Annotated in this window: 17 protein-coding genes; 12 read left to right on the top strand and 5 right to left on the bottom strand. The window is 53.2% G+C overall.

The genetic code is table 11. From position 1 onward, the window contains the following. Positions 1 to 11: 11 nt before the first annotated feature. Positions 12 to 2,249 carry a TonB-dependent receptor gene (locus tag HBA55_RS19000; RefSeq protein WP_166994693.1) on the top strand — a complete coding sequence of 746 codons (2,238 nt, stop codon included), beginning with the start codon at positions 12 to 14 and terminating at the stop codon, positions 2,247 to 2,249. A gap of 41 nt (positions 2,250 to 2,290) precedes the next feature. Here HBA55_RS19000 and ahr read toward each other — a convergent pair whose 3' ends face one another. Further along, positions 2,291 to 3,301 carry an NADPH-dependent aldehyde reductase Ahr gene (ahr, locus tag HBA55_RS18995; protein ID WP_166994691.1) on the bottom strand — a complete coding sequence of 337 codons (1,011 nt, stop codon included), beginning with the start codon at positions 3,299 to 3,301 and terminating at the stop codon, positions 2,291 to 2,293. A 293-nt stretch (positions 3,302 to 3,594) separates the two neighbouring features. Here ahr and HBA55_RS18990 point away from each other — a divergent pair, with 293 nt between their 5' ends. Continuing rightward, the gene (locus tag HBA55_RS18990) at positions 3,595 to 6,078 is read left to right on the top strand and encodes a TonB-dependent receptor domain-containing protein (RefSeq protein ID WP_166994689.1); all 2,484 of its coding nucleotides are present in this window, start codon (positions 3,595 to 3,597) and stop codon (positions 6,076 to 6,078) included. Positions 6,079 to 6,157: 79 nt separating this feature from the next. On the opposite strand, the gene HBA55_RS18985 is transcribed toward HBA55_RS18990, so the two are convergent. Further along, positions 6,158 to 7,336, bottom strand: a complete 1,179-nt coding sequence (locus HBA55_RS18985; protein ID WP_166994687.1) for a lipid-transfer protein — start codon at positions 7,334 to 7,336, stop codon at positions 6,158 to 6,160. 222 nt (positions 7,337 to 7,558) lie between these two features. Between HBA55_RS18985 and HBA55_RS18980 the strand changes: the two genes are divergently transcribed. From HBA55_RS18980 to HBA55_RS18950, 7 genes are all read left to right on the top strand, one after another. After that, entirely contained in the window at positions 7,559 to 8,581 is a 1,023-nt protein-coding gene (locus tag HBA55_RS18980; protein ID WP_166994685.1) for an AraC family transcriptional regulator, read from the top strand. Between the two features lie 189 nt (positions 8,582 to 8,770). Further along, positions 8,771 to 9,679, top strand: a complete 909-nt coding sequence (locus HBA55_RS18975) for an SDR family NAD(P)-dependent oxidoreductase (RefSeq protein WP_166994683.1) — start codon at positions 8,771 to 8,773, stop codon at positions 9,677 to 9,679. A gap of 54 nt (positions 9,680 to 9,733) precedes the next feature. Next, positions 9,734 to 11,461, top strand: a complete 1,728-nt coding sequence (locus HBA55_RS18970) for an AMP-binding protein (protein ID WP_166994681.1) — start codon at positions 9,734 to 9,736, stop codon at positions 11,459 to 11,461. A gap of 39 nt (positions 11,462 to 11,500) precedes the next feature. Then, the gene (locus HBA55_RS18965; protein WP_166994679.1) at positions 11,501 to 12,286 is read left to right on the top strand and encodes an enoyl-CoA hydratase/isomerase family protein; all 786 of its coding nucleotides are present in this window, start codon (positions 11,501 to 11,503) and stop codon (positions 12,284 to 12,286) included. 122 nt (positions 12,287 to 12,408) lie between these two features. Continuing rightward, positions 12,409 to 14,550 (top strand): TonB-dependent receptor, encoded by a 2,142-nt coding sequence (locus HBA55_RS18960; protein WP_166994677.1) that lies wholly within the window; start codon positions 12,409 to 12,411, stop codon positions 14,548 to 14,550. A 138-nt stretch (positions 14,551 to 14,688) separates the two neighbouring features. Continuing rightward, a complete protein-coding gene (locus tag HBA55_RS18955; protein WP_166994675.1) occupies positions 14,689 to 16,101 on the top strand; it encodes an amidase in 1,413 nt (470 codons plus the stop codon). Positions 16,102 to 16,125: 24 nt separating this feature from the next. Continuing rightward, on the top strand, positions 16,126 to 17,538 hold the full coding sequence (locus tag HBA55_RS18950; protein ID WP_206019870.1) for a TIGR00366 family protein: 1,413 nt from the start codon (positions 16,126 to 16,128) through the stop codon (positions 17,536 to 17,538). Here HBA55_RS18950 and HBA55_RS18945 read toward each other — a convergent pair. Then, positions 17,530 to 18,546: an AraC family transcriptional regulator gene (locus HBA55_RS18945; protein WP_166994673.1), complete on the bottom strand. Its 1,017-nt coding sequence runs from the start codon at positions 18,544 to 18,546 to the stop codon at positions 17,530 to 17,532. The genes HBA55_RS18950 and HBA55_RS18945 overlap by 9 nt on opposite strands. A 147-nt stretch (positions 18,547 to 18,693) precedes the next feature. On the opposite strand from HBA55_RS18945, the gene HBA55_RS18940 reads away from it, so the two are divergent. Next, on the top strand, positions 18,694 to 20,226 hold the full coding sequence (locus HBA55_RS18940) for a malonate--CoA ligase (protein WP_166994671.1): 1,533 nt from the start codon (positions 18,694 to 18,696) through the stop codon (positions 20,224 to 20,226). A 5-nt stretch (positions 20,227 to 20,231) separates the two neighbouring features. Beyond that, positions 20,232 to 21,554, top strand: a complete 1,323-nt coding sequence (locus HBA55_RS18935) for a malonyl-CoA decarboxylase (RefSeq protein WP_166994669.1) — start codon at positions 20,232 to 20,234, stop codon at positions 21,552 to 21,554. Here the strand turns inward: HBA55_RS18935 and HBA55_RS18930 are convergent. Continuing rightward, entirely contained in the window at positions 21,505 to 22,281 is a 777-nt protein-coding gene (locus HBA55_RS18930) for a CLCA_X family protein (RefSeq protein ID WP_166994667.1), read from the bottom strand. The genes HBA55_RS18935 and HBA55_RS18930 overlap by 50 nt on opposite strands. Before the next feature lie 3 nt (positions 22,282 to 22,284). Then, entirely contained in the window at positions 22,285 to 22,461 is a 177-nt protein-coding gene (locus tag HBA55_RS18925; protein WP_166994663.1) for a hypothetical protein, read from the bottom strand. A gap of 154 nt (positions 22,462 to 22,615) precedes the next feature. Here HBA55_RS18925 and HBA55_RS18920 point away from each other — a divergent pair, with 154 nt between their 5' ends. Next, positions 22,616 to 24,010 (top strand): tetratricopeptide repeat protein, encoded by a 1,395-nt coding sequence (locus HBA55_RS18920; protein WP_166994661.1) that lies wholly within the window; start codon positions 22,616 to 22,618, stop codon positions 24,008 to 24,010. Position 24,011: the final 1 nt, after the last annotated feature.

Raw genomic sequence — 24,011 nt, 5'->3', positions numbered from 1 at the left:
AGGAGAGAATGATGAAAACCATAATAGCAAAGGTTCATTTCAATCCCATTGCCGTAGCGGTGAGTGCCGCCATCGGTGTTACTTCGAGCCTGCAGGCCGTTGCGGTGGATAAGGGTTCGCAGCCGGGGGATTCTTCCTCCGAAGCCGTTATACTGCAGGAGGTGATGGTCTACGGTACCAAGCAAAGTACTGCTCAGGCAGCCCAGGACGTGGCGGGCCAGGTCGGCGCCTTTGACGCGGCACAACTGGAGGCTCGCCAGGTTGTCAGCATCGAAGACCTTGCTTTCTCTAACCCCAATGCCAACCTTTCCGGTTTCGGTACCTATCCCACCGTCGCCAGCTTTTTTATACGAGGGCAGGGTATTGCCAGTTCTATCCCCTCAATCGATCCCAGCGTGGGCGTCTTTGTGGACGGTATCTATAAAGGCGTCACTTACGGAGTTGTTACCGACACTTTTGATCTGGAAAGCGTTGAAGTTCACAAGGGGCCTCAAGGTGTTCTTTTCGGCCGTAATGTGAGCGCGGGAGCCGTGTTGCTCCGTTCTGCCCGTCCTGACGGAAAGTTTGGCGCTAAAGCCAAAACAGGGATGGAGGTCGGAGGAGAAGAAAGCCAATACACCACGGCCTTTTCCGTTCAGGGCAGCCTGGTAGAAGATTCATTGGCTGCCAAACTCTCGGTCTATCACAAGGATGATGGCGGGTATTTTAAAAGTAATCTTACCGGTGACGCTCTGGGCGAAAACCGAACTCAAGTGGAACGTGCGACATTGGTCTACACACCCGATGACCGTGTTGATCTTACGCTGATTTACGAGCACGGCACTACGGATGGCGATGGTCTGGTGAGCCCTGAAATTGAAGCACAGGATGCCCGCAACCATGGGGATACTTCCAATTCTGATCAGAACTACACGGGCCTCAGTGACAACGAGTGGAGTCAGGTTACCTTTGAAAGTGGTTTTGATCTCGGTGGAGGTCGCATTACCAATATTCTGGGTTATCACGAGCTGGACAGTATGTCCCGCGCTGATCCTGACACACGCAGTCTCGACATTATCACTTCCAGCAATCTCCTTCAGCATCAAGTCAGCAACGAGCTGCGCTACAATGTATCGCCCAATGAACAGTGGGATTTGACGATAGGAGGCTATTACTTCCAGCAGACGTTCCGTCTCTATGCGGATATGAACGCCTTTGGCAACGTAACCGCCGGTGGCGGGCTTCAAGAGCAGAAAACCAAGGGCCTGTTTGTGAATAATGTTTACGCATTGACTGATTTTCTAACGCTAAGCGCTGGTATTCGCTACACCCGGGAAGACAAAAAAGTCAAAGTCTGGCCCCGTACACCGACTTCCGGATGCAGTGTGGTCCCTGGGGGAGGAAAGGGATACTGCGAGAATAACCGGCCGTTTACCAGTGATGCCTGGAGCAATGTTGCCCCCAAGCTGGGTCTACAGTGGCAGTTGAAGGAGGATTCCAAGCTCTACGCTCATTGGAGCAGAGCCTACCGATCAGGCATGTATAACATGCGTACACCGGTATCAGGTCCTCCCAGGGCGACGGATGTGGAAGAAACCAATTCCATCGAAATTGGGCTAAAGTCCACCGTGCTTGATGGGCGTCTGCGCTTGAACGCCGCGCTGTTTCAAAACCAGATAGAGGGATTTGTTATTGAGGCTATGTATCAGGATCCTATTACCGAGTTTCCGGTGCAGGACTTCCTCAATGCCGGAGATGCTACCGTCAACGGATTCGAATTTGATGCGACCTACATGGTGAACGAGAATCTCGTACTTAATGCCGGGTTAGGGTTATTGGACGGTGAATACGATAACGTGAGTGCCAACCTGGATGGCTCTATAGATGCTGACACTGGCCTGGCCGAAACCTTTGCCGGCCCAGAGGACGAGGATCTGGTGATCAAGTACATGACGGAGAGAACGGCAACTGTTGGCATCAGCTATGAAATTGCAATCGCTGACGCGGGCTCACTGACGGCGAGAGCGGATTACAGTTATCGCTCGAAGGCACCTTATTCCGACAGCAACAGAACCTGGTTTCCGTCTTACAAGCAGGCCAATCTGGGGCTGTCTTATCGTCCGGTAGAGGGGGATTGGAGAATCAATTTCTACGCCAAAAACCTGATGGACAGGACGGTAGTGGGTGGAGTTGTTCCCGTTATCGGTCACTACGCCAGTCCGATGAAAAAGGGCCGACGTCTGGGTTTAGAGTTTATATACGAGATCTAAATCACTTTCAGACCGGGGGCGCGACGCCCCCTTTCGTTACATCAATTGTCGTGAGATAGCACAATACGATACCTTGCCTTGCCCGATCGCATACGTTCAATCGCTTCATTGATCTGACTGAAGCTATATTTCTCCACCAGTGGTTTAATGTCGTGACGCGCCGCAAATTCCAGCATCGTAGCGATGTTTGCTGGACTGCCTACAGGGGAGGCAGACAGCGAATTCTGCTTGGCCATCAGTAGGGGTGAACTGACGGAGACGGGTTCCGCGGTGACGCCTACCATATGCAACCGCCCCTTGGGCGTAAGCGCACCAAGATAGCTGTTCCAGTCAAGTGCGACATTAACGGTGGACAGGATAAAGTCCAGGGTGCCGCTGATGGCGCTCAGAGCGTCAGAGTCTGTGGAATCCACAAAGTGGGTTGCCCCCAGCCGCATTGCTTCATCTTTTTTGTCGCTGCTGGAAGAAAAGGCGGTGACTTCGCAGCCCCAGGCGTTTAGAAACCCCAAAGCCAAATGGCCCAGTCCACCAATACCAATAACACCGACGCGGTCAGTTGGTTTCACATTGAGTTGCAACAGGGGATTAAAGACGGTGATGCCACCACAGAGCAGCGGCCCGGCGCTTGCCGGGTCAAGAGTTGATGGCAGCGGGATGGCAAATTCGCTTTGTGTCCGCACGCGATCGGCAAATCCTCCGTGGTGGCCACCGAGAATGGTCTGTTGCCGAGAGGGGCACAGGTTGTGGTCGCCGGACATGCAGCTGCCGCAACCCATGCAGGCTCCGGCTTGCCAGCCCAGGCCCACCCGTTGTCCAATGCTCAGATGAGTGACTTGTGATCCAGCAGCAACAATAGTGCCGATGACTTCATGGCCAGGAACCAGTGGATACAGAGAAAACCCCCAGTCGTTGTCAATCATACTGATGTCACTTTGGCAAATGCCGCAATGTTCTACAGCGATTTCCACCTCGTTATTACCCAGCTCACCGGGGTCGTACTCAAAAGCGGTCAGTTTTGCTCCGCGCTCTTGTACGGCGTAGGCTTTAATCATAATGGTTACTCCTCACTGTGAATTAAGAGGCCGGCAGGCACAATATGGGTTTTGGACTATACACAGCGACGGCGGCAAGAAATCGTCATTTACAGATAAGTTTTGGTCACTTCAGCACTCGAATGTTTCGGCTAAGTCGAAGTACTGTTTATAACATTCCGCCAAAGGACAAAAGTTCATACATTTTATCTGCAACATTTCACAGCTTAGGGGTTATATATTTCTAAAGGTTATAGCTCTGGCATTGGTTGATCTAAAACTACTATAAACAGGTTTTGTGAGAGGATGAATTTGTGAGAATTAATAAGAATTCCAGGTTGCTTCTGTCCATAGCACTGATTCCCACCCTGGGGGCACACGCGAATCTCGGTGCGGCCCAAGGGATGAACGAACATGTGGAGCTTGAGGAGATAATCGTCACCGCTCAAAAGGTGGCGAAGAGTCTGCAGGATGTGCCTATCTCCATGGCAGCAATCAGCGGGGAGACTATCGCGGACGCCGGCATTAACAATATGCAAGCACTGTCGAGTCGCGTACCGGGCTTACAGATTGGCGCCGGTCCTATCAATGACAATATCTATATTCGCGGTATCGGCTCGGGCATCAATGCCTCCTTCGAGCAATCGGTGGGTATGTACATTGATGGCATCTACATGGGCCGAAGCCACCAGTACCGCACTCCATTCATGGATGTCGAACGGGTGGAAGTCCTGCGTGGACCTCAGGGGGTATTGTTCGGTAAGAATACCGTTGCCGGAGTGGTCAATATCACCACGGCCTCTCCACAACCGGGCGACGACACCTATGGTGAGGTCAGTGCGGCCTACGAACCGGAGGCGGATACGCAGGTTTATAGCGCCATGTTTAACACCTCTCTGAGCGATACACTGGCGGCTCGTGTTGCGCTCAAGTACCGTGAGACTGATGGCTGGGTGGATAATAAACTCCTCGGTGAGACAGAACCTCAATCCGATGAGAGCAGTGTGCGTGTTTCCTTGACTTGGGCACCTGACGACGACTTTCGGGCAACCCTGAAACTCTCGCAGGCCGACGTGACCAAAGTAGGCAACCCCATCGTATTTCCTCATTATGCACCGGTATCGGACAATCCGGCTGAGCTGGGTGCGGTATCGGCTCTGGCGCCGGCCCTTTTTGCTGTACTGCAGTCCACCCACCCGGAGATGCTGGAGATTGCCGGCAAGGATTTTAGCGGCTACAAAGACAGCGGCTCGGTGTTAAACAAGCCCGGAATGGATCTGGAAACCAAAGGTGTCGCCCTCAACGCCGAATGGTTGTTCGACGGTTATACCCTGACTTCCGTCACGGGTTACTCGGGCTACGAATTTGCCCGTGGGCTGGACGGGGATTTTGGTCCGCTGGATTTTATCCCGACTGGCGGTAACGAGGAATTCGACCAGATCAGTCAGGAAATTCGTCTCACTTCCAACACTGAGGGGCCTATTGAGTGGGTGGCGGGAGCCTATGTTGAGCGGCAAAACCGCAACAGCGACGGCTCTGTTGTCATTAACTCCAGCTTTGGCGAGCCCGAGACTCTCAACGCGATTATCGGGCATACGAGTTTATTCCGGGCTTTAACTGGCGGGATTTACGATGTCGACGCCATTGTTCGCCATGGCAGCAGTGAAGATGAGACGCAATCGGCCTCTATTTTTGCGCAGGCGACCTGGTCGATCAGCGATACTCTGCGGGCAACTGTCGGGCTCCGCTATGCCGAAGAGCGCAAAGAAGTCGACAAGCAATTGTGGTTCTCAGATTCCAATCTGGGACTGGAGCCCGGAGACGCCGACCCTGAGAATTACGCCTTTCAACCTTTCCTGGATGCCATGTGGGGTGGTTTTGGTACACAGCGGCACGACCTCCGCGGCTTTAGCCGAAAAACAGATAATCTGACGCCGGCCTTGAATATCGAATGGGATGTGGCGGAGGACGCAATGCTTTACTTCAGCTATTCGGAGGGCTACAAAAGCGGTGGGTTTAACGGTGCCGCCAGCGTAGGTGTTGTTGATACCGACGGCGACGGCATCGGTGAAACACCGCTGGATGACTTTGAATATGAAGATGAGGAGGTTAAAACCTTTGAGATCGGTGGCAAGTTTGTTCTGGCCAACCGCAGTATGCGTTTGAACTGGGCACTTTTTCATACCAAGTACACCAATTTGCAAGTGACGTCCTATAGCGGTACCAACTTTACGGTAGGTAACGCAGCAGCGACAACCATTGAAGGTTTTGAGGCGGATTGGGAATGGGCGGCCTCGGAAAATCTGCGTTTGGCAGCCAATATTGCCTATTTGGACTATGCCTACGATAACTTCAAGACAGCCGCATGCAGTGCGCAAAAGCAATTGCAGTTGGTGCTGGCTGACCCCAGTGCGGAGGCCGGAGCCTGTACCACCGACCTGTCAGGAGAAACCGGCGTATTTGCGCCTGAGTGGAGTGCCGGGATAAGCGCGGACTACAGTCGATCCCTGAATGACATCATGGAATTGAAGCTGGGAGCGGATGCCAACTTCAAAGACGAATACTATGCCGATGATGACCTCAATGAGAAGGGCCTTCAGGAAGCAACCTGGAAGTTCAATCTTCGCGCGGGAATCACCTCGGTTGATGAAAAGTGGGAAGTGATGCTCTACGGCAATAACGTGACCGATGAACAAACCTTAACCCACGTTCAGGATGCGACGTTACTACCGGGCGCCTACATCGGTTACGCTGATGAAGGCCGCGTCTGGGGGCTGCGGGGCACCTACAGATTCTGATACCTGTAGCGTCAAAAATATAAGTCCTTTGTCGCGCCTTGTTCCTCTATCGAGAAATAAGGCGCGATTTTTTATACGCTTATATTTTGTAGTTCTTATACATGGTCACTACCGCAGCGCCGCCCAGGCCGACGTTGTGCTGCAGGGCGATATTGGCATTGTCCACTTGGCGGTCGGCGGCGCTATGCTGAAGCTGATGAAACAACTCAAAACACTGTGCGAGACCGGTGGCTCCGACGGGATGGCCTTTCGACATCAAACCGCCTGATGGATTGACAACATATTTGCCGCCATAGGTATTGTCACCCCGTTCGATCAATGCCGTCGCCTCCCCTTCATCACACAATCCCAAGGCTTCATAGGTGATGACTTCGTTGGGGGTAAAGCAGTCGTGCAGTTCCACCACTTGTACGGATTCCGGGCCAACGCCGGCCTGTTCGTAAGCCGCTTGCGCGGCGCGCCGGGTCATGTCGTAGCCCACGGTCATCATCGGGTCCGACCAGGTTGTGGGGGTGTCGGTGGTCATGGCCTGGCCGATAATTTCCACGCCCCGCTTTATCCCGTGGCGTTGGGCGAATGCCTGACTGACGACGATGGCCGCCGCGGCACCACAAGTGGGCGGGCATGCCATCAAACGGGTCAGGTAGTTCCCCCAAATGACGGGTGCCGATGCCACCTCCTCAACACTCAAGGGCGTTGAAAACAAAGAGTAGGGATTGCGTACGGCATGGTTTCGAGTCTTTACGGCCACCTTCGCAAAAATATCCGCTTTCGCACCGTACTTGTCCATGTAGTAACTGCCGGCGGCACCGAAGCATTGGAGTGCAGGGGGGCCGGGGGGGTAATCCAGTTTTTGCAACACTTCAGCAAAACGTGAAATCGGGTCCTCAAGACCTTCTGATGATGAACCCAGTGCGCCCGGTTGCATCTCTTCAAAACCGAAGGCGAGAACGCAGTCGGCAGCTCCGGAGGCGACGGCCTGCCGAGCCAGAAACAGCGCAGTGGATCCCGAAGCGCAGTTATTATTGACGTTGATCACCGGAATGCCGGTTTGAAATGCATCGTACAGGGCGTGTTGGCCAGCGGTACTGTCGCCATTGACGTAGGAGGCGTAGGCCTGGTCAACATTCCCGGCCTCGATTCCAGCCATTGCCATGGCGTTGTTAATGGCTGTTGATGCCATCACGCGGTAGGGATCTTGAGTACCGGGTTTGACGAATTTGACCATGTCAACGCCGGCTACAACAGGGTTTGCCATAAAGTTATCCTCAATGATACGTTCGATTAAACCATTGAGTTTGCCGAAGCAGCGGGTGACAGGGAATGTTGGTAACATTCCATCGACTTGTCCGTACCGGGCTTACAGTCTAGCTGCCATTGTCTTCACAGAATCCGCGTTGACACTGGAGTGATGGGCTCGTTAGACTGTTAGCAAGCTGTTATAGCCGTTTTATTGTTTAAACATCTCAATGGTTTGCCAATGGTCTCAACAGATAACCATTTTATCCGTGCACTCTTAAGGCACGATAAAGCACTCGGTATCAATTCAGAAGAGCTGCTGGAAGAAATCGGTATTCCCATCGATGTATTAAATGAAGGAAGCAGCGTCCGAATTTCAACCAATAAATACTCTCAGTTGGTGCGTCGGGTGTGGGAAATCTCCGGCGATGAAGGCTTTGGTATGACCCGCTACCCCTGTCAGGTGGGGCTCTTTGACCTGATGATTCGGTATGTGCTGCAATTCGAAACCCTGGAAATCGTTATGCGGGAGGTCTGCCGTTTTTACAGAACGGTAGGCGCCGGCTTTCATTTCGAATTGGACTACACCGAGGACAGGGTAGGGTTTGTTGTTGTATTGGCGGAGCCAGAGTTGGATGTCGATCATTTTCTAACCGAACTGGTCATGACAACCATGCATCGGTTATTCTGTTGGATTACAGATCGACGCATAGCATTGATAGAAAGCACGTTTATCTATCCACGACCCGAATATGCGGGTGCATACGCTGATCTATTTCCAGGCGACTGCAGTTTCAATAGTGAGTCCAATGGCTTTTACTTTGATAAAAATTGCCTTAACTACCAAGTGGTAAGAAACTGGAAAGAAGCAAAGGCCTTTATGGGTGAATCGCCCGCCGGGTTTATTACCATTCCTGGTAGCGACGATAGCATGACCACTAAATTGAAGGGCATTTTGATTTCAGAGTACAAAAAGGACAATGGCTTTCCTGAACTCAGTGCCATAGCGAGGATGCTGAGCCTTACCGAACAGACTATCCGGCGCAAGCTCATTAAAGAGAACACAAATTATCAACAAATAAAGACTGAGATTCGTCGAGACATTGCCATTGACAAGCTCGTACACAGTGAGCAGTCGGTCGCCGATATTGGTTTTCATATCGGGTTTGTTGAGCCCTCATCTTTTGCCCGAGCTTTTCATCGCTGGGTGGGTCTCAGCCCATCCGATTACAGAGCCAAATATAAGAAAGGAAACGACGGATAGTCTCGTTATCCAGAGCCCTGGTTATTCATCACTTCTCTTGTGAATTTTTTGGCTAAGCCAAATCACCGTTTCTAGCATTCCTTCCAAAATCCAAAGTCGGCAAAGTTAGGGCTGACAGGCTGCCGACAAATGAAGAGTTTTGCAGCCTGCTGAAGTCAATATTTGTTAAGTGGTTTGCAGGAGGGTGTAGTGGATACGCAGCAAAGATTCGATGATAAAGTTGTTGTGATCACGGGGGCTGGTTCCGGCCTGGGGCGAAGCTATGCACTGGAGTTCGCCCGCCGCGGAGCGAAGGTGGTTGTCAATGATCTGGGCGGTGACGTCACTGGCGGTGGTAAAAGTTCCGCCGCCGCCGATGCTGTGGTGCAGAAAATCAAGGCGTCCGGTGGCGAAGCCTTAGCCAGCTATGACTCTGTAGAGGATGGTGATGCCATCATTCAGGCGGCGTTAGACCATTATGGCCGTGTGGATGTCCTGGTTAATAATGCAGGGATATTACGCGATAGCAGCTTCAAAAACATGTCTGATAAGGATTGGGATCTTGTCTATCGCGTGCATTTACTGGGTTCCTACAAGGTGACTAAAGCAGCCTGGCCACATATGCTGGAGCAGGGTTATGGACGTATCGTTAATACCGCATCCGGTGCCGGTCTTTATGGCAGTTTTGGCCAGGCCAACTACAGCGCCGTCAAGATGGCATTGGTGGGGCTGACCAATACCCTGGCCGTAGAGGGAGCTGCTAAGGGTATCCAGGCAAATGTTATTGCTCCTGCGGCGGGGTCCCGTTTGACGGAGACGGTCTTCCCGACGGAAGTGGTTTCTGCGCTAAAGCCCGAGTTTATTACACCCCTGGTGGTGAATCTGTGCAGTGAAAGCTGCAAGGAATCCGGGGGATTGTTTGAGCTTGGCGCCGGTTGGATGGCCAAGGTGCGTTGGCAGCGTTCCATGGGGGTGAATTTCGATGTGAAAGCGGGATTCTCCGCAGAAGATGTAGCTGAGTCCTGGGGTGAAATCTGCAACTTTTCGGAATTTGATAACCCCACCAATATCTCGGAGTCTTTGACACCCTTACTCAAAAATGTAGGGATTTCATTTTAGGTCACAGTGCTCAGTGGTAATTAAGCAACTAGTTAAGGATAGAGGTGCAATAAGTTGACAACCTACAGCGATAAACCCTGGTTAAAATGGTATGACGACCATGTTGACGCGGAGCTGGATCTCAAGGACACCACGTTTCTCGAATTTATTGAAAGGGGGCTGTACGCGGACGAGGAAAAGGCGGCATTCCACTTTCTTGGCAGCACCTGTACCTATAAACAGCTCAACGATCTTTCCGATCGTTTCGCCAGGTTTCTCGTTAATGAGGGCTGTCAAAAAGGGGATGTGGTGGGTATCCATTTACCCAACCTCCCCCAGTACCTCATTGCTTTGGTGGGTACCGTTAAGGCGGGATGTGTTGTTACGGGTATCTCGCCGCTGTTGACCCCAACCGAATTTGTGCATCAGGTAAACGACTCCGGCGCGAAGTCGTTGATAACATTGGATCTCTTTTATACTCATTGCATTATCGGTATCGCTGACCAGATCCCGAACCTGAAAAATGTAGTGGTTACCAATATGGTCGACTTTTTGTCCGGCCAGGGGGTGTCTCAACATGGAGAGCCTGAAAGGGATCCTATGGGCTCTCCTGAGCAAATCGATGGAAAACGGGTTGTTTCTTATCACCAATTGGTTTCCAGTTATCCGGCGAATAAACCCGAAGTTGATCTTTCTCCAGACGATACCTGCTTATTGTCCTATACCGGAGGCACCACCGGGGCATCCAAAGGGGTGGTGCTGACGCAAAAAGGCTTCGTTACCTGTATGAGTCAGATAGGCCAGTGGCTGGGCATTGCCAAAGACCCCAATGCCGCTATAAAGGACAACAAAAAGGAGCAGGACATCATGTGCGCGGCCTTTCCCTTGTTCCATGCAGCGGGAACCGGGTACGGATCGTTCAATATGGCCATGGGTAACACTCAAATCCTGATCCCGGACCCCAGGGACACTGATCAGATTTGCAGAGACATCAGATCGTATCGACCCACACAGCTGGGTAATGTGCCTACGCTCTATCAAATGTTAATGGACAATCCGATGTTCGCCGGTATTGACTTCTCTTCTGTAAAATTCTGTGTGTCCGCTGCAGCGCCTTTTGATGTCGATTCCATCAAACGCTTGGAGACCTTTGTGGGCCAGGGCAAGGTTGTAGAGAAGTATGGGTTGACGGAATGTTTTACCTCTATGAATCCGGTGAATGGCAAGAAGAAGATCGGCTCTGTGGGTGTTCCGGTACAGAGCACAAAAATAAAAATCGTTGACGTTGAAGACAAAACAACCGAAATGCCTGTCGGTGAGCCTGGCGAGCTGATTGTTAGCGGTCCGCAGGTATTTGAGCGTTACCACAACAACCCCAAGGCCACCGAGGAATCGTTCAGGGAATTCGACGGCGACAGATACTTTTATACCGGCGATGTTGCCAGAATGGACGAAGATGGCTTCCTGTATATTGTAGACCGCACCAAAGACATGCTGCTGGTTGGCGGTTACAACGTCTATTCCAAACAGGTCGAAGATGTTCTTTATGAATTGCCGGAAGTCGAACTTTGCGCCATCGTGGGTAAACCGAATCCAGAACGCCCCGGCAGTGAAATTGTTAGAGCGGTCATTCAGTTGAAAGCCTCGGATAAGAGCATCGGCAACGCCGATCTCAAGGACAAAATCACCGCACATTGCCGGGAAAAACTAGCACCCTACAAAGTGCCTAAAATTATTGAGTTCTGTGAACAGGTTCCTCTGACCAGCGTGGGTAAAGTGGACAAGAAGGCTCTAAGGCATTAACAAATCAGCGGGAGTATACCTTCGCTGTTAGAGGTAATTATGAGTAACTATCAAACCCTGAAATATGACCTGAACAATGGCGTGGCAACCATTGTTCTAAACCGTCCCGATGTCTCCAATGCTATCGACGATCAAATGCAGCGTGAATTATTGGCTGCTGTTCAGAGGGTTGCGGACGACAGCCAAGTTCGGGTTGTGATCATTACTGGCGAGGGAAAGAATTTCAGCGCCGGTGCTGATTTGGCCTCCACCAGGCAAACCGCTGAACGCAAGGCCTCCGACATTTTGAATGAAGTCGTCAAGCCCCTGTTGATGACAATATACAACACCAGAAAACCATTTATCAGCGCGATTAATGGCGTGGCTGCCGGAGTGGGCAGTGCCCTGGCGATGGTCTGCGATCTGACGGTAATGGCCGACGACGCTTGTATTTATCAGGCATTTGTGAATGTCGGTCTTATCCCGGACGGTGGAGCAAGCTGGCATTTGGTGCAGCAATTGGGTTACCGACGTGCCTATGAAATGGTTATTGAAGGCGAAAAAATGCCCGCTGATACCTGTTTGCAATTAGGGCTGGCCAATGCTGTCGTGCCGGCTGACAGTCTGCTGGAATACACGCAAAACTGGGGGCAAAGATTATCGAAGAAAGCGCCTTTGGCACTGGGGTATTCCAAAGAGGCGTTGCAGATGGCGCTGTTGATGGATCTCTCGGACACCATCGATATCGAGGGCAAAATACAGAATGTGGTGGCAGACAGCGCCGATGCTGAAGAAGGAATCGGCGCATTTCTGGAAAGACGAACCCCGGTGTTTCAGGGGCGATAGGCGAGAAGGAGCAAGGGTCTCTGATGTGTCAATAACCTGACCCCTTATGTCAATCCTCTTTCCCCACCAACTCTCTACTCTATCCACTCAACCGAACAATCAGATAACACGGGTAGAGAGAGATGGGATACAAGCACCGGAGACAATTCACACGCACCAAGCTGGCGACCATGTTATTGGTACCAGTCACTCAGATGCTCGCCCCCACGGCGACTTTTGCAGAAAACTCAGTTCTGACTCTGGAAGAGGTGGTGGTCACAGCCCGTAAACGGGAGGAAAGCCTGCAGGATATTCCGGTGGCCGCCACGGTATTCGGCGCGGCCGCTCTGGAAATGCGGGGTGTCTCCGATGTCGCCGATATCACCCATTCGGTGCCCAACCTGTCCTATCAGGACCGCGCCGGTGGTCACCAGACCTCCATAGGCATTCGCGGTATCAGCTCCAATGTGCGGAATATCGGCCTGGAAGACAGCGTTGGTATCTATGTGGATGGGGTTTATATTGGCCGCCCCATGTTCTACAACATCGATCTGGCGGATGTAGCTCAAATTGAGGTCCTGCGGGGCCCCCAGGGAACTCTGTTTGGCAAGAACACTATCGCCGGTGCTTTGAATATCACTACCAAGGGCGTATCGGAGGAGCTGGAGGGTAAGGTCTCCGCCAGCCTGGGTAACTATGGCTTGCAGCATATTAAGGGTTCTGTATCCGGTAAATTCAGCGACCAGGTGGGTGGTAGCCTGTCATTCACCAACAAGCAAACAGACGGCTATATCGATAACCTGTTCAATGGTGATGAACTGCAGGCGGTTGACCAGTACGGAGTCGCCGGCAAGCTGGAGTTCAATCCCAGTGATTCCCTCAGAGTTTTGGTTGCGGCGGATTACTCGGAGAAAGACAACGACGTGGTGGCTTCGCAAATTCTTACGCCCTCCGGGCTCGGTGCTGGGGAAGCGTTTGCCGGCCAGTCCGACCCGTTTGAAGTGAACGAAGACGGCCCCCAGATTTACCAGGAAGAGGTCAAGGGCCTTGCCGTTACTGTCGACTACGATCTGGAGAATAACTACAGCCTGACGGCGATTGGTGCCTGGAGGCAAATGGATCTCTATGCCACTTTCGATGACGATAACCTGCCTGCGGATATTCTCAACAGTTACTTTACCGACGAAGCCGAACAGCAATCCCTGGAGCTGCGATTGACGTCTCCGGGCGACGGAGACTTCAGTTGGATCCTGGGCGTGTTCTATTACGATCAGGAGGTGGAATCCAGCCGTTTGACCCAAGCCTTTGGTGCGACAGTGAACATCACCGGCGATGGTAATGTGGAGTCACAATCGACGGCGGTTTACTTTAGCGGCGATTACCACATGACCGAGAATCTCGATCTTAATGTGGGATTGCGTTACACACGGGATGAAAAGGAAGCCGTTTGGAGTCAGGTGGGCGGCGCCTTTGGATTTCCAACCCTGGTACAAAGCGGCGATGAAACCTTTTCTGAGGTTTCTCCCACGATTGCGCTGACCTATGCGCTCAATGAGGATGCGACTGTCTACGGTAAGGTGTCACGGGGTTTCAAAAGCGGTGGCTTTATGACGGACCTGATTGGCAATGACGGTTTCGTACTGGATCCGGAAACAGTTACCAACTACGAGCTCGGACTCAAGTCCAAACTGCTGGATGGACGCCTGCATCTGAACGCCGCCGTTTTTAGCATGGACTACGAAGATCTGCAGACTATTGACCTCAATGGCTTGCAATTTGTCGGGGCAAACGCAGCGGAAGCCACGCTTCAGGGCATTGAATTGGACTTCCAATTCAGGGCGAGTGAGGGGCTACTGCTTTCCGGTGGAGTTGGCTATACCGATTCAAAATACGACAAATTCTTACAGAATGTCAGCGGAACCGTCCAGGATCACAGTGGCAATGCCCTGCGCAATGCACCCGAGGTAACGGCGAATCTGGTGGCAGAGTACCGCTACCCTATTGCCGATACGGGTGAGCTGGTATTGGTCGGTGAGTGGTCCTATAAAGACGACACCTATTATGACGTAACCAATGATCCCCTGATCACCGGTTCCAGTTATTCTCTGTTGAATGGCCGCATCGGCTACACGTCTGCCGACGAGCACTGGAGCCTATTCCTGTGGGGGCGAAATCTCGCGGATAAGGAGTACTTTACCTTCCTTCGTGACGGGCCTTTTAGTGAATGGACCGGACTCTACGGCGAACCGCGCACATTTGGCGTAGATCTGACGCTGAACTTTTGAGGCCTGGACAAAACGAGCAAGCTCTGAATCTCTCCTCTCAGAGCTCTTAATGTGGGCGTCAGCCCACTCTTTTTTAGTGAAATAGAGTTCGCACGACTATGGTTGTTAGAGACGATAAACCAGAGGTAGGGTAAAACGATGAATGATATCTGCTATATGGACGCCGTTGATCTGTCGCATCTTCTGTCGACACGCGCCCTATCCGCTCGCGAAGTCATGAGCGCGTTTCTGGAACGAATCGAGCGGGTCAATTCGTCGGTGAACGCTATCTGTACCCTGATCCCGGCGGAGGAGGCGCTAACACAGGCGGATGAGGCCGACGCCGCACTAGCCAGGGGCGAAAGCATTGGGCCGCTGCACGGGCTGCCCATGGCTGTCAAAGACCTTGCGTTTACCAAAGGTATTCGCACAACCTGCGGTTCGCGAGTGTTTGAGAACTTTGTGCCGGACTTCGATACGCTCTATGTCGAGCGCTTAAAGTCCGCGGGTGCATTGATTATCGGAAAAACCAATACACCGGAATTCGGCGCCGGCTCCCATACCTTTAACTCCTTGTTCGGTAAAACCAACAACCCCTACGATGTGTCCAAATCCGCCGGCGGCAGTAGCGGTGGTGCGGCAGCTGCCTTGGCGGCGGGCATGGTGCCCCTGGCCGATGGCAGTGACATGGGGGGCTCGCTGCGTAACCCCGCGGCCTTCTGTAATGTGGTGGGCTTGCGTCCGTCCATGGGCCGCGTGCCACTGTGGCCCACGGATATGGCCTGGCAGAGTCGCATCGCCGTGGAGGGCCCGATGGCCCGCACCGTAAAAGACTGCGCGTTGTTGTTGTCGGCGATGGCCGGGCCAGATAATCGTGATCCTTTGTCATTGCCAGACTCTGCAGAGACGTTTACGCAGTCACTGGAGAGGGACTTCTCGGGAGCCCGAATTGGCTGGAGCGCTGACCTGGGTTTTTTGCCGGTGGAACGCTCGGTGGCGGAACGCTGCGAGGGCGCATTAAGCATCTTTAGAGACCTGGGTTGTCAGCTGGACCGGGAGCACCCAGACCTGCGTGACGCGATGGGAGTATTTGAGGTATTGCGGGCCAGTTATTTTGCCCAGTCGACTCGCGCCTTTTTTGAGCAACAACGGGCTAATATCAAAGACACGGCGGTATGGAATATTGAACAGGGTTTGAGTCTGTCTGGCGCAGACATCACTGCGGCAGATGTTAAACGCACGGCGATCTATCATCAGTTCCTGGACTTTTTCAAGCGTTACGATTTTCTGGTACTGCCCGCGACCCAGGTGGCGCCGTTTGATGGCGACATTGAGTGGGTGCGGGAGATCGAAGGCGTGCAGATGCAGACATATCTGGACTGGATGCAGATCTGCTGTGTGATATCCATAACAGGGCTGCCGGCCATTTCCGTGCCCTGCGGTTTTACGGCCGAAGGATTACCGGTGGGGCTACAGATTGTCGGCAAGCCCCAGAGTGATTTGGAGGTGCTACAACTGGCAAGTGCGTTTGAACAGGCCACTCAGTTTGGCCGTCAACGTCCCGCGCTGTGATGTTGATTAGGTGAGGAAGTCATTGTGAGAGAAACCAAAACCGAGAACATCATGGCGTACAGCGCGGGAGTATCCCGGGAGCAGGAATCCGTCAGTCTGCTTGACAGAATTGTCTCGCCGCTGGTTGTGTTGGTGGAAAAGTACTACCCGGACGTGTTTGTCTTTACGATTCTGTTGAGCTTTCTCACGCTGGCATTGGTGTTGGGAACCACTGCGATCACCCCCGTGGAAGCTCTGGACGCGTGGGGACATTCCCTGTCTTCCCTGTTAGCTTTCGGCTCGCAAATGGCGTTTATGGTGATTGCCGCATTTGCCCTGGCTCATACCGCGTTGATCCAACAACTTCTGCATTATATTGGCAGAGTACCGACCACCGCCTTTCGCGCTTATGTCACGGTCGTTCTGTGCGCAGGTCTCTTCAGCTACATCTGCTGGCCCCTGGGTTTAATCGCCGGGGCCATTATCGCTCGCAACGTCGCTGCCGGTGGTGCAGAGCGGGGGCTGAAGTTGCATTATCCCCTGCTGGTGGCGAGTGCCTATGGTGGCTTTGTGATATGGCATATGGGCTACTCATCCAGTGCCGCGCTGTTTGTTGCCACCCCCGGAAATGGAATGGAGGACGCCATCGGCGGCCTGATACCGGTGACGGAGACAATATTCTCCGGTTGGAACCTGCTGATCGCATTGGTGACGCTCACCGGAGTCGCCATTATCTGTGCCTGCATGCACCCATCTAAAAATCGCTTGATTGAATACACGCCCTCCCCGGAGTCACCCCAAACCGAAAGCGCCGACCCTGCAACCGATCGACCGGTAGCAAAGCTGGAGAACACTCGCGTTTTACCGTTACTGGTGGCCGCATTGATCGGTGCCTACCTTATCAGCTGGTTCACCCGCAACGGTTTCAGCCTGACGCTGGACGTTGTTAACTGGAGTCTGTTGTGCGCCGGGTTACTGCTATGCAACAGTGCCAAGCACTACATTGATCTTATCACCGATGGCGCTCGCACCGTGGGCCCCATTCTTTTGCTGTACCCCTTTTACGCCGGAATCATGGGGGTGATGATGGACAGTGGGCTCGTGAATACACTGTCTGACTGGTTCGCCAGCGTGGCGACAGAAGTAACCTTGCCGTTTTGGGCGTTCGTATCCGCCGGTGTGGTCAATATCTTTATTCCTTCCGGCGGTGCACAGTGGGCGGTGCAGGGGCCGGTATTTGTAGAGGCGGCCAAAGCTCTGGAGGTGGACATTTCTCTGGTGGTGATGGGTGTTGCTTATGGCGACCAGTGGTCCAATATGATTCAGCCGCTGCCGATGATTCCGTTGCTTGCCATCGCCGGTCTGAAACTCAAACACATTATGGGTTACACGTTTATCATCTTCGGGCTTTGCTTTTTTATTTTCGGTGGCGGGTTGTTACTGGTTGCATCACTCTGAGGTGTGCTTTTCCCGATAGACTTGCGGCGTTTCTCCCGTCCAGGAGCGAAAAGCGCGTGAAAATGCGCTGACTTCGGAATAACCCAACTCATAGGCGATTTCTGCCTGGCCCATGTTGGTATGGGTCAGGAAGTACTTTGCCTGATTCTCTTTCGCGACCCGCTTGATATCCTGAAAACTGTAGCCTTCGTCCGATAGATGACGGCGCAGTGTGCGAACCGACATGGACAGGTTATTGGCCACCGTTTCGATATTGGGTGTTTCCTTTTCGGTTTGCTTGATAATTTCCCGGCACACCAGATCGATAAAGTCGTGTTCTTCTCCGGTGGAGGAAAGATAGCTCTGCAGAGCCTTGGTTAACAAGCTGTAGAGCAACTGATGAGAAGTGACAAAGGTTTCCTTTAGCAGGGCATTGTCAAACACCAGCGCGTTGCGTTCACAGTTAAAGTGTATGGGTGAATCAAAAAAATCGGCCAGGGCGCCTTTGGGGCGAGTGGCAGCGTGCTGCAGTCGTACCTCTTTGGGACTGATGTCGAGGCGAGTGGCGGTTCTCAGCAGTTGCAACAGTAGAGTGATCAAGTATTCATTGAGTTGGCTGCGTTCCGTATTAAGCGGGTCGAGCAGCGTCAGCGAGAGTTCACAGCCATCGGGATTCAGGGCCAGGCGGGTATCGATGCCGGGATCGATATACTTGTCATATCGAACCAGAGTCTTTAATCCCGCTTCCACACTGGGGGCCGACAAAATGGTCAAAATCATCAGGCCACTGCTTTCATGATGGAAGCCGCGGGCGACATGCATACCAAAGTAATCGTCGTTAAGCTCGGCTGCACCGACCCTCAGCAGCCGTGCAAAGTCGGCGACCGGCAGGGGAGTGTTGTGTGCCAGCTGAGCCTCCAGATCCAGTTCGGCACTGTGGAAGACTGCCTTGGGATCAGCCCCCTGGTCAACCAGATGATCCCTGACGTAGAGGACATGCCGAGAAGAGAGTGTGGGTGAAAGTTTCATGTCCTCAGTGTATGTTTGCCCCGCCCCGGGCGTCAACGGTTATCGCGTCAAGAGCTTGACCGCTAATGTCAAAGCCCAAATCCCCGGTGGGCAACTATACTCATCTTTTGTTTAATGCATAACTGATCAACAAAGGGCAGGCAGGACATGACGCAACAGGACCACAATCTGTACAGCGGTTTTCGGCAACATTTTCCCAGTGACCTCAACCAACCTCTGATGGAGACCGATGAAGGCGTGATCTATTGCTATGGTGACGCGGAGCAGGAGTCGTCGCGCCTGGCCGGATTTATGGTCTCCCTGGGCCTTAAGCCCGGTGATCGCGTTACCGTGCAGGTGCCAAAGAGCCCGACGGCGTTGTGGTTATATCTGGCGTGTTTGCGAGCCGGTCTGGTGTTCCATCCACTTAACAGCGCTTACCAGCGCAGTGAGTTGGAGTACTTCCTCAGCAATGCCGCGCCTTCGCTGGTGGTTTGCGGCAGTGATGCTGAGAACACCATGAGTGAGTTGGTGGCGGAGCAAGGCATTCCGGTATTGACGCTGGATGCCGACGGCCAGGGCAGTTTGACCGAACGCTCAGCCAATTACCCCGCTGATTTTGACACCGTAGCCCGGGCAGCGGATGATCTGGCGGCTCTGCTGTATTCCTCCGGCACCACGGGTCGCCCCAAAGGTATTATGTTGACTCACGAAAACCTGGCAGCCAACGCGCAAACGCTGGTCGAAGCCTGGGGGTTTAGTGCGGATGATTGCTTGCTTCACGCCTTGCCTATATTCCATGTTCACGGCTTATTTGTCGCCCTTGGCTGTGTACTAATGAGTGGTGCGCGCATGCGTTGGCTACCCTCGTTCAACAGTAAAGCCGTGATGGCGGCGTTGCCTGACTGTACAGTGATGATGGGCGTGCCGACCTATTACACACGACTGCTGGAAGAAGCGCAGTTCGGTCGGGAAGAGTGCCGCTCGCTGCGATTGGCCATTTCCGGCTCTGCACCTTTGTTGGTGGAAGTCTTCAATGCCTTCCGCGAGCGCACTGGCCATACCATTCTTGAGCGCTATGGCATGACCGAAACCAATATGAACACCAGCAATCCCCTGGAAGGTGAGCGTAAGGCGGGGACAGTAGGCTTGCCACTGCCGGGTGTAGAGGTCCGTATTGCCGATGTACAGAATCAACCTCTGCCGATAGGTGAGATTGGCAATCTGCAAGTCAGGGGGCGCAACGTATTTAAGGGCTACTGGGGTATGCCAGAGAAAACCGCCGAGGATTTTACGGAAGACGGATTTTTCAATACCGGGGACAAAGGCCGTGTGGACGAAGATGGCTATGTGGCGATTGTCGGCCGAGCCAAGGACATGATTATCAGTGGCGGGCTGAATGTGTACCCGAAGGAAATCGAGGCCTTTATCGATGATCTGGATGGAGTTTCGGAAAGCGCGGTTATTGGAGTTGCCCACGCTGACTTTGGTGAGGCGGTGGTTGCGGTTGTTGTGCCGCAGAGTGGATGCTCAGCAGAACCCGCGCAGTTAATTGATGCGGTTAAACAGAATCTGGCGAACTTTAAAGTCCCCAAAAAAGTCTTTTATGTGGATGAACTTCCGCGCAATACCATGGGCAAGGTGCAGAAAAACGTTTTGCGCGAATGCTACGCGGACTGTCTGTCCGGAGGTTCTCACTAGTCACTATGGGATTTAATCTTTGGCTGAATTCCGTGGCAGAGGCCGGCAGCAAACTGCTGCGCAGGCGAGAGCGGGAACCTGAAAAATCACTTAAGCAGTTGTGCTCGGAACTCTACTCCCGCAAAGGAGAAGCTCTGGGCACGGCATTGGCCCGGCAGGTGGTTGAACGTTACCAGCAGATGACTTTGGAGCAAAAGCGCGAGTTCTTTCAACTGCTGTTGGAGCAATACAGTGTCAATGCGGATCGTGTCATTGAGAGCGCGGAACGTTTTCGGCTCAATCGCGATTCGGCTTCATTGTCAGACTTGAGCCGCGCGCTGGAGGCGCCGCGACAGCATCTGTTTCGGCGGATCAATATGGCCCCCGAAGGCACCTCAACGCTGGTGGCGATGAGGCGGGATTTATTGGGTCTCTTAAAAGAAGATGCCTCCTTCAAACCGGTCAATGAAGACCTCAAGCACTTGCTATCTTCCTGGTTTAATCGCGGATTCCTGAGTTTGCAGGCCATCGACTGGAAAACGCCCGCTCTGATCCTGGAAAAGCTGATTGCCTATGAGGCGGTGCATGAAATGGACGGATGGGATGACCTGCGTCGGCGTCTGGCCAGTGATCGACGCTGCTTTGCATTCTTCCACCCGGCACTGCCGGAAGAGCCCCTGATCTTTGTGGAAGTGGCGTTGGTGAATGGCCTGGCAGACAATGTACAAACCCTATTGGAAGCCCCGGAACGACCACTGGACGATCAGGTGGACACCGCCATTTTCTACTCAATCAGCAACTGTCAGGAGGGCCTGACAGGCATCAGTTTTGGCAACTTTCTGATCAAGCAGGTGGTGATGGAGCTTCAGGCGGAGTTACCCCAGCTCAAGCAGTTCGCAACCTTGTCACCCATTCCCGGGTTCCGGACCTGGCTGCGGGCGCAATTGGGGGAAGACTCCAGTCCTCTGATCAACGCCGACGACAGAGCACTAATTGAGGCCTTGAACGATCCGCAATGGTATCTCCAGCAATCGTCAGAAATGCAGAGCCTGCTAATGCGCCTATGCGCACAATATTTGTGCCTGGCCAAACGCGCTGAACAACCCAGAGATCCGGTGGCCCGGTTCCATTTAGGCAACGGTGCGCGACTGGAGCGGCTTAACTGGCAGGGTGATCTGTCAGAAAATGGCCTGGCTCAGTCCTATGGCATTTTGGTCAACTATCAATACGACTTGCCGACGGTGGAAAAGAACCACGAGGAGTTTGTGAATCAGGGGACGGTGGCTGCCTCTGATGTGGTTACGCGCCTCTGCGAAGGGCGCCGCCCAAGGCAGCGAAGTACTGGTTAAAGGCGGTGGCAATCCGGGCTCGGTGCTCGCCTTGAGGGTAGAGCCCCATTTTGGCTTCTTCGCTTTCCTTGGTGCCTTTTACCAGAAAATTATTGCGAATGGCTGCGTCCTGGATAAAGGCTTCAAAGGCTCGGGCGCACAGCTCTTCGGGCTGACTGTAATAAACGATGCCGTTGTCTCGGTCCACCCGGGAGGATATCTGAAACAGCTCGCTGGGCTGATCACCCGCCTCATCCAGCATGATGGCCTGGAAGCATTTAAACAGCAGATCGTTGAGTGGGTGCGCGACAGGGGTTGCATCCTTGAGCCAGGCTTGCGAGGCAAACATCTGTTGGGGCGCATCACTAAAGGCCTTGGTACCCAGGTAATGATCCAGGGCGTGAAACCACTCATGAGCGATACTGCCGGGTCCGGCGTTCTTGGCCAGTGAGAAACTGCGCTGTGACAGATCGTAGTGAGCGGAGATACCGGGGCGGCCACCAATGCCGTATTGAAACGACAGGGTGCTTCGCAGCGAGATCAGGTTCTCAGGGCCCTGGAGTATGGCCATCAAGTCCACCAGGGCATCGTAAAAGAGCCCGGCGGCGCGCTCCTGTTCGGGCTCTGTCACCCAGCGGCCAATACTGACGGAGCGGAAATCGAAACGGCGCCGAATATCGCCGAAGGTCACCCGCTGCTGCTGCCGCGCAATTGGACTGCGGCGATAAAACTGCCGGTTCGAAGGCATAACTCAGTGGCACTCGTCCCTGCAGGCAAGATCAGAGTCGGACTTATTGATCGCCATATTATCGGCGGAAGCCAGCAGGAAGATGACAGCGATCATCCCGATGCCGCCAATCCAACTCCAGCCGCGGCTTGTGGCCAGGCAGCTGCCCAGCAGCACAACAAATACCAGCAAATTGCGCATTGACTTCCTCCTTGGCAAGCCTAATACAGGATGTGGCTATTTATACCCTGATACTGTTGTTTTGTACAGTATCAGGTTGTTAGAGTTTTGTAAGACTTTGTTCGATTCAGTACTGATTCAGATTGAAATTTCTATACTTCGCTTCGATGTCACTATGACAAATGCGTTTTGGGGAGAGGATCGATCAATGTGGAGCAAGCTGGTGTTGGTGATGATTGCCCTTGGCACCCTGGCGGGTTGCGCGCACCAACGCCTGGTGGACAGTGCTCAGGACCACCTGCATCAGGGGCGCTATGAATTGGCGCTGCGAGAGTATGATCAAGCGCTCAGGGAAAAGCCCGACCACGCCAAGAGCCAGATGGGATACCGGGCGGCAAAGCATCACCTGGACGCGTGGCTGCAAAACCTGCAGCAGGCCGCTGACCACGCCTACGACAATCATCAACCGGGAAAAGCCCTGTTGCTCTATGGTAAGCTGGCACAGGCACGTGGCGATTCAGCCTCACTGGAGCGCTATCGCGAACTCTACAGCCAGCTTAAACAACAATATCGGCTTCAGGTTGATCTTGCTTTTGAGGCGTTCGATGCGGAGCTGTTCGACGATAGCTTCCACCATGTTGCCGGCCTGGAAGTTCTCCCGGGCGCGGCAGATCAGTACCGGTTTTCGCTACAGAACCTTAACGGCAACGTCGCCTACACAGACGAAACCCGTCAGCAAGATTATCTGAGTGGGGTGGAAGTCATTGCCAATCCTGACTTTGTCCACCTTCAGGACGACATTGAACATCTGCGCTCGGATGTATATAACAGTCGGCAAACCTACCGCAAACATCGCAAGCGTCATCGCCGACTGGAGCGACGTCTGCAACGGGCGCAGACCGAACTCGACAATTTCGAAGGTAACGAAGCGCAGCTGGAACAACAGCGGGAGACTCTGACGGAGCTGCAACACAGGCTCAACAATAGTGAGAAAAAGCTCAATAAATACCAACGCCGTTGCCGCCGTGCCGAGCGCAATCTTGAGCATCACTACGAGCGCCTGTCTTATACCGCACCTACGGTTGAACGGGATCTTTTCTCAACCTATCGCTACGATGTTACCTTGCTCAGTCAAATCCTGACGGCTGATCTGGTTTATCTCCTCAATGATGTGGAAAGATCGAATCAAGTCGCGGTGGAACACACCGATTTTGAACACGGCCACCACCCTACTATTGAGCTGCCGGCGAAAGCGAGTGTGCGTTTGAGCGATGAGACTCTGCGCGACCGGTTACAGGCGCAGGCCGGTGCTCGCGTTACAGATATCTTACGCGGAGCCGTTCGGGAGCACAGAGAGGCTTTCCTGTTGGCCGCCCGCAGTTCAGATTCTCCTTCAGACCGGTTTGAATACTGGGTCGCCTATAGCCTGGCGGGAGATGGCGCCCGCAACCGAAATGTGGAAGCGGATCTCAGGCGTCACTTGGCCTTGGAGTTTGGTAACAGCGGGGAATTTTCGGTTAATCAGTTGCTCGATTTGTACGGCGATCGCCTTACCAGCGTTGAGCGATAGC

This window comes from Pseudomaricurvus alkylphenolicus, assembly GCF_011683955.1.
Lineage (GTDB): Bacteria > Pseudomonadota > Gammaproteobacteria > Pseudomonadales > Cellvibrionaceae > Pseudomaricurvus > Pseudomaricurvus alkylphenolicus.
The sequence above is the reverse complement of the archived record's forward strand: the minus strand, read 5'-3'. Positions and strand labels throughout refer to the sequence as shown.

Excerpts from the sequence above, each read along its gene's own strand:
- HBA55_RS18930 (WP_166994667.1), bottom strand. The coding sequence starts at position 22,281 with ATGCCTTCGAACCGGCAGTTTTATCGCCGCAGTCCAATTGCGCGGCAG.
- HBA55_RS18955 (WP_166994675.1), top strand. The coding sequence starts at position 14,689 with ATGAATGATATCTGCTATATGGACGCCGTTGATCTGTCGCATCTTCTG.
- HBA55_RS18920 (WP_166994661.1), top strand. The coding sequence starts at position 22,616 with ATGACAAATGCGTTTTGGGGAGAGGATCGATCAATGTGGAGCAAGCTG.
- HBA55_RS18935 (WP_166994669.1), top strand. The coding sequence starts at position 20,232 with ATGGGATTTAATCTTTGGCTGAATTCCGTGGCAGAGGCCGGCAGCAAA.
- HBA55_RS19000 (WP_166994693.1), top strand. The coding sequence starts at position 12 with ATGAAAACCATAATAGCAAAGGTTCATTTCAATCCCATTGCCGTAGCG.
- HBA55_RS18925 (WP_166994663.1), bottom strand. The coding sequence starts at position 22,461 with ATGCGCAATTTGCTGGTATTTGTTGTGCTGCTGGGCAGCTGCCTGGCC.
- HBA55_RS18965 (WP_166994679.1), top strand. The coding sequence starts at position 11,501 with ATGAGTAACTATCAAACCCTGAAATATGACCTGAACAATGGCGTGGCA.
- HBA55_RS18945 (WP_166994673.1), bottom strand. The coding sequence starts at position 18,546 with ATGAAACTTTCACCCACACTCTCTTCTCGGCATGTCCTCTACGTCAGG.
- HBA55_RS18960 (WP_166994677.1), top strand. The coding sequence starts at position 12,409 with ATGGGATACAAGCACCGGAGACAATTCACACGCACCAAGCTGGCGACC.
- HBA55_RS18940 (WP_166994671.1), top strand. The coding sequence starts at position 18,694 with ATGACGCAACAGGACCACAATCTGTACAGCGGTTTTCGGCAACATTTT.
- ahr (WP_166994691.1), bottom strand. The coding sequence starts at position 3,301 with ATGATTAAAGCCTACGCCGTACAAGAGCGCGGAGCAAAACTGACCGCT.
- HBA55_RS18980 (WP_166994685.1), top strand. The coding sequence starts at position 7,559 with ATGGTCTCAACAGATAACCATTTTATCCGTGCACTCTTAAGGCACGAT.
- HBA55_RS18985 (WP_166994687.1), bottom strand. The coding sequence starts at position 7,336 with ATGGCAAACCCTGTTGTAGCCGGCGTTGACATGGTCAAATTCGTCAAA.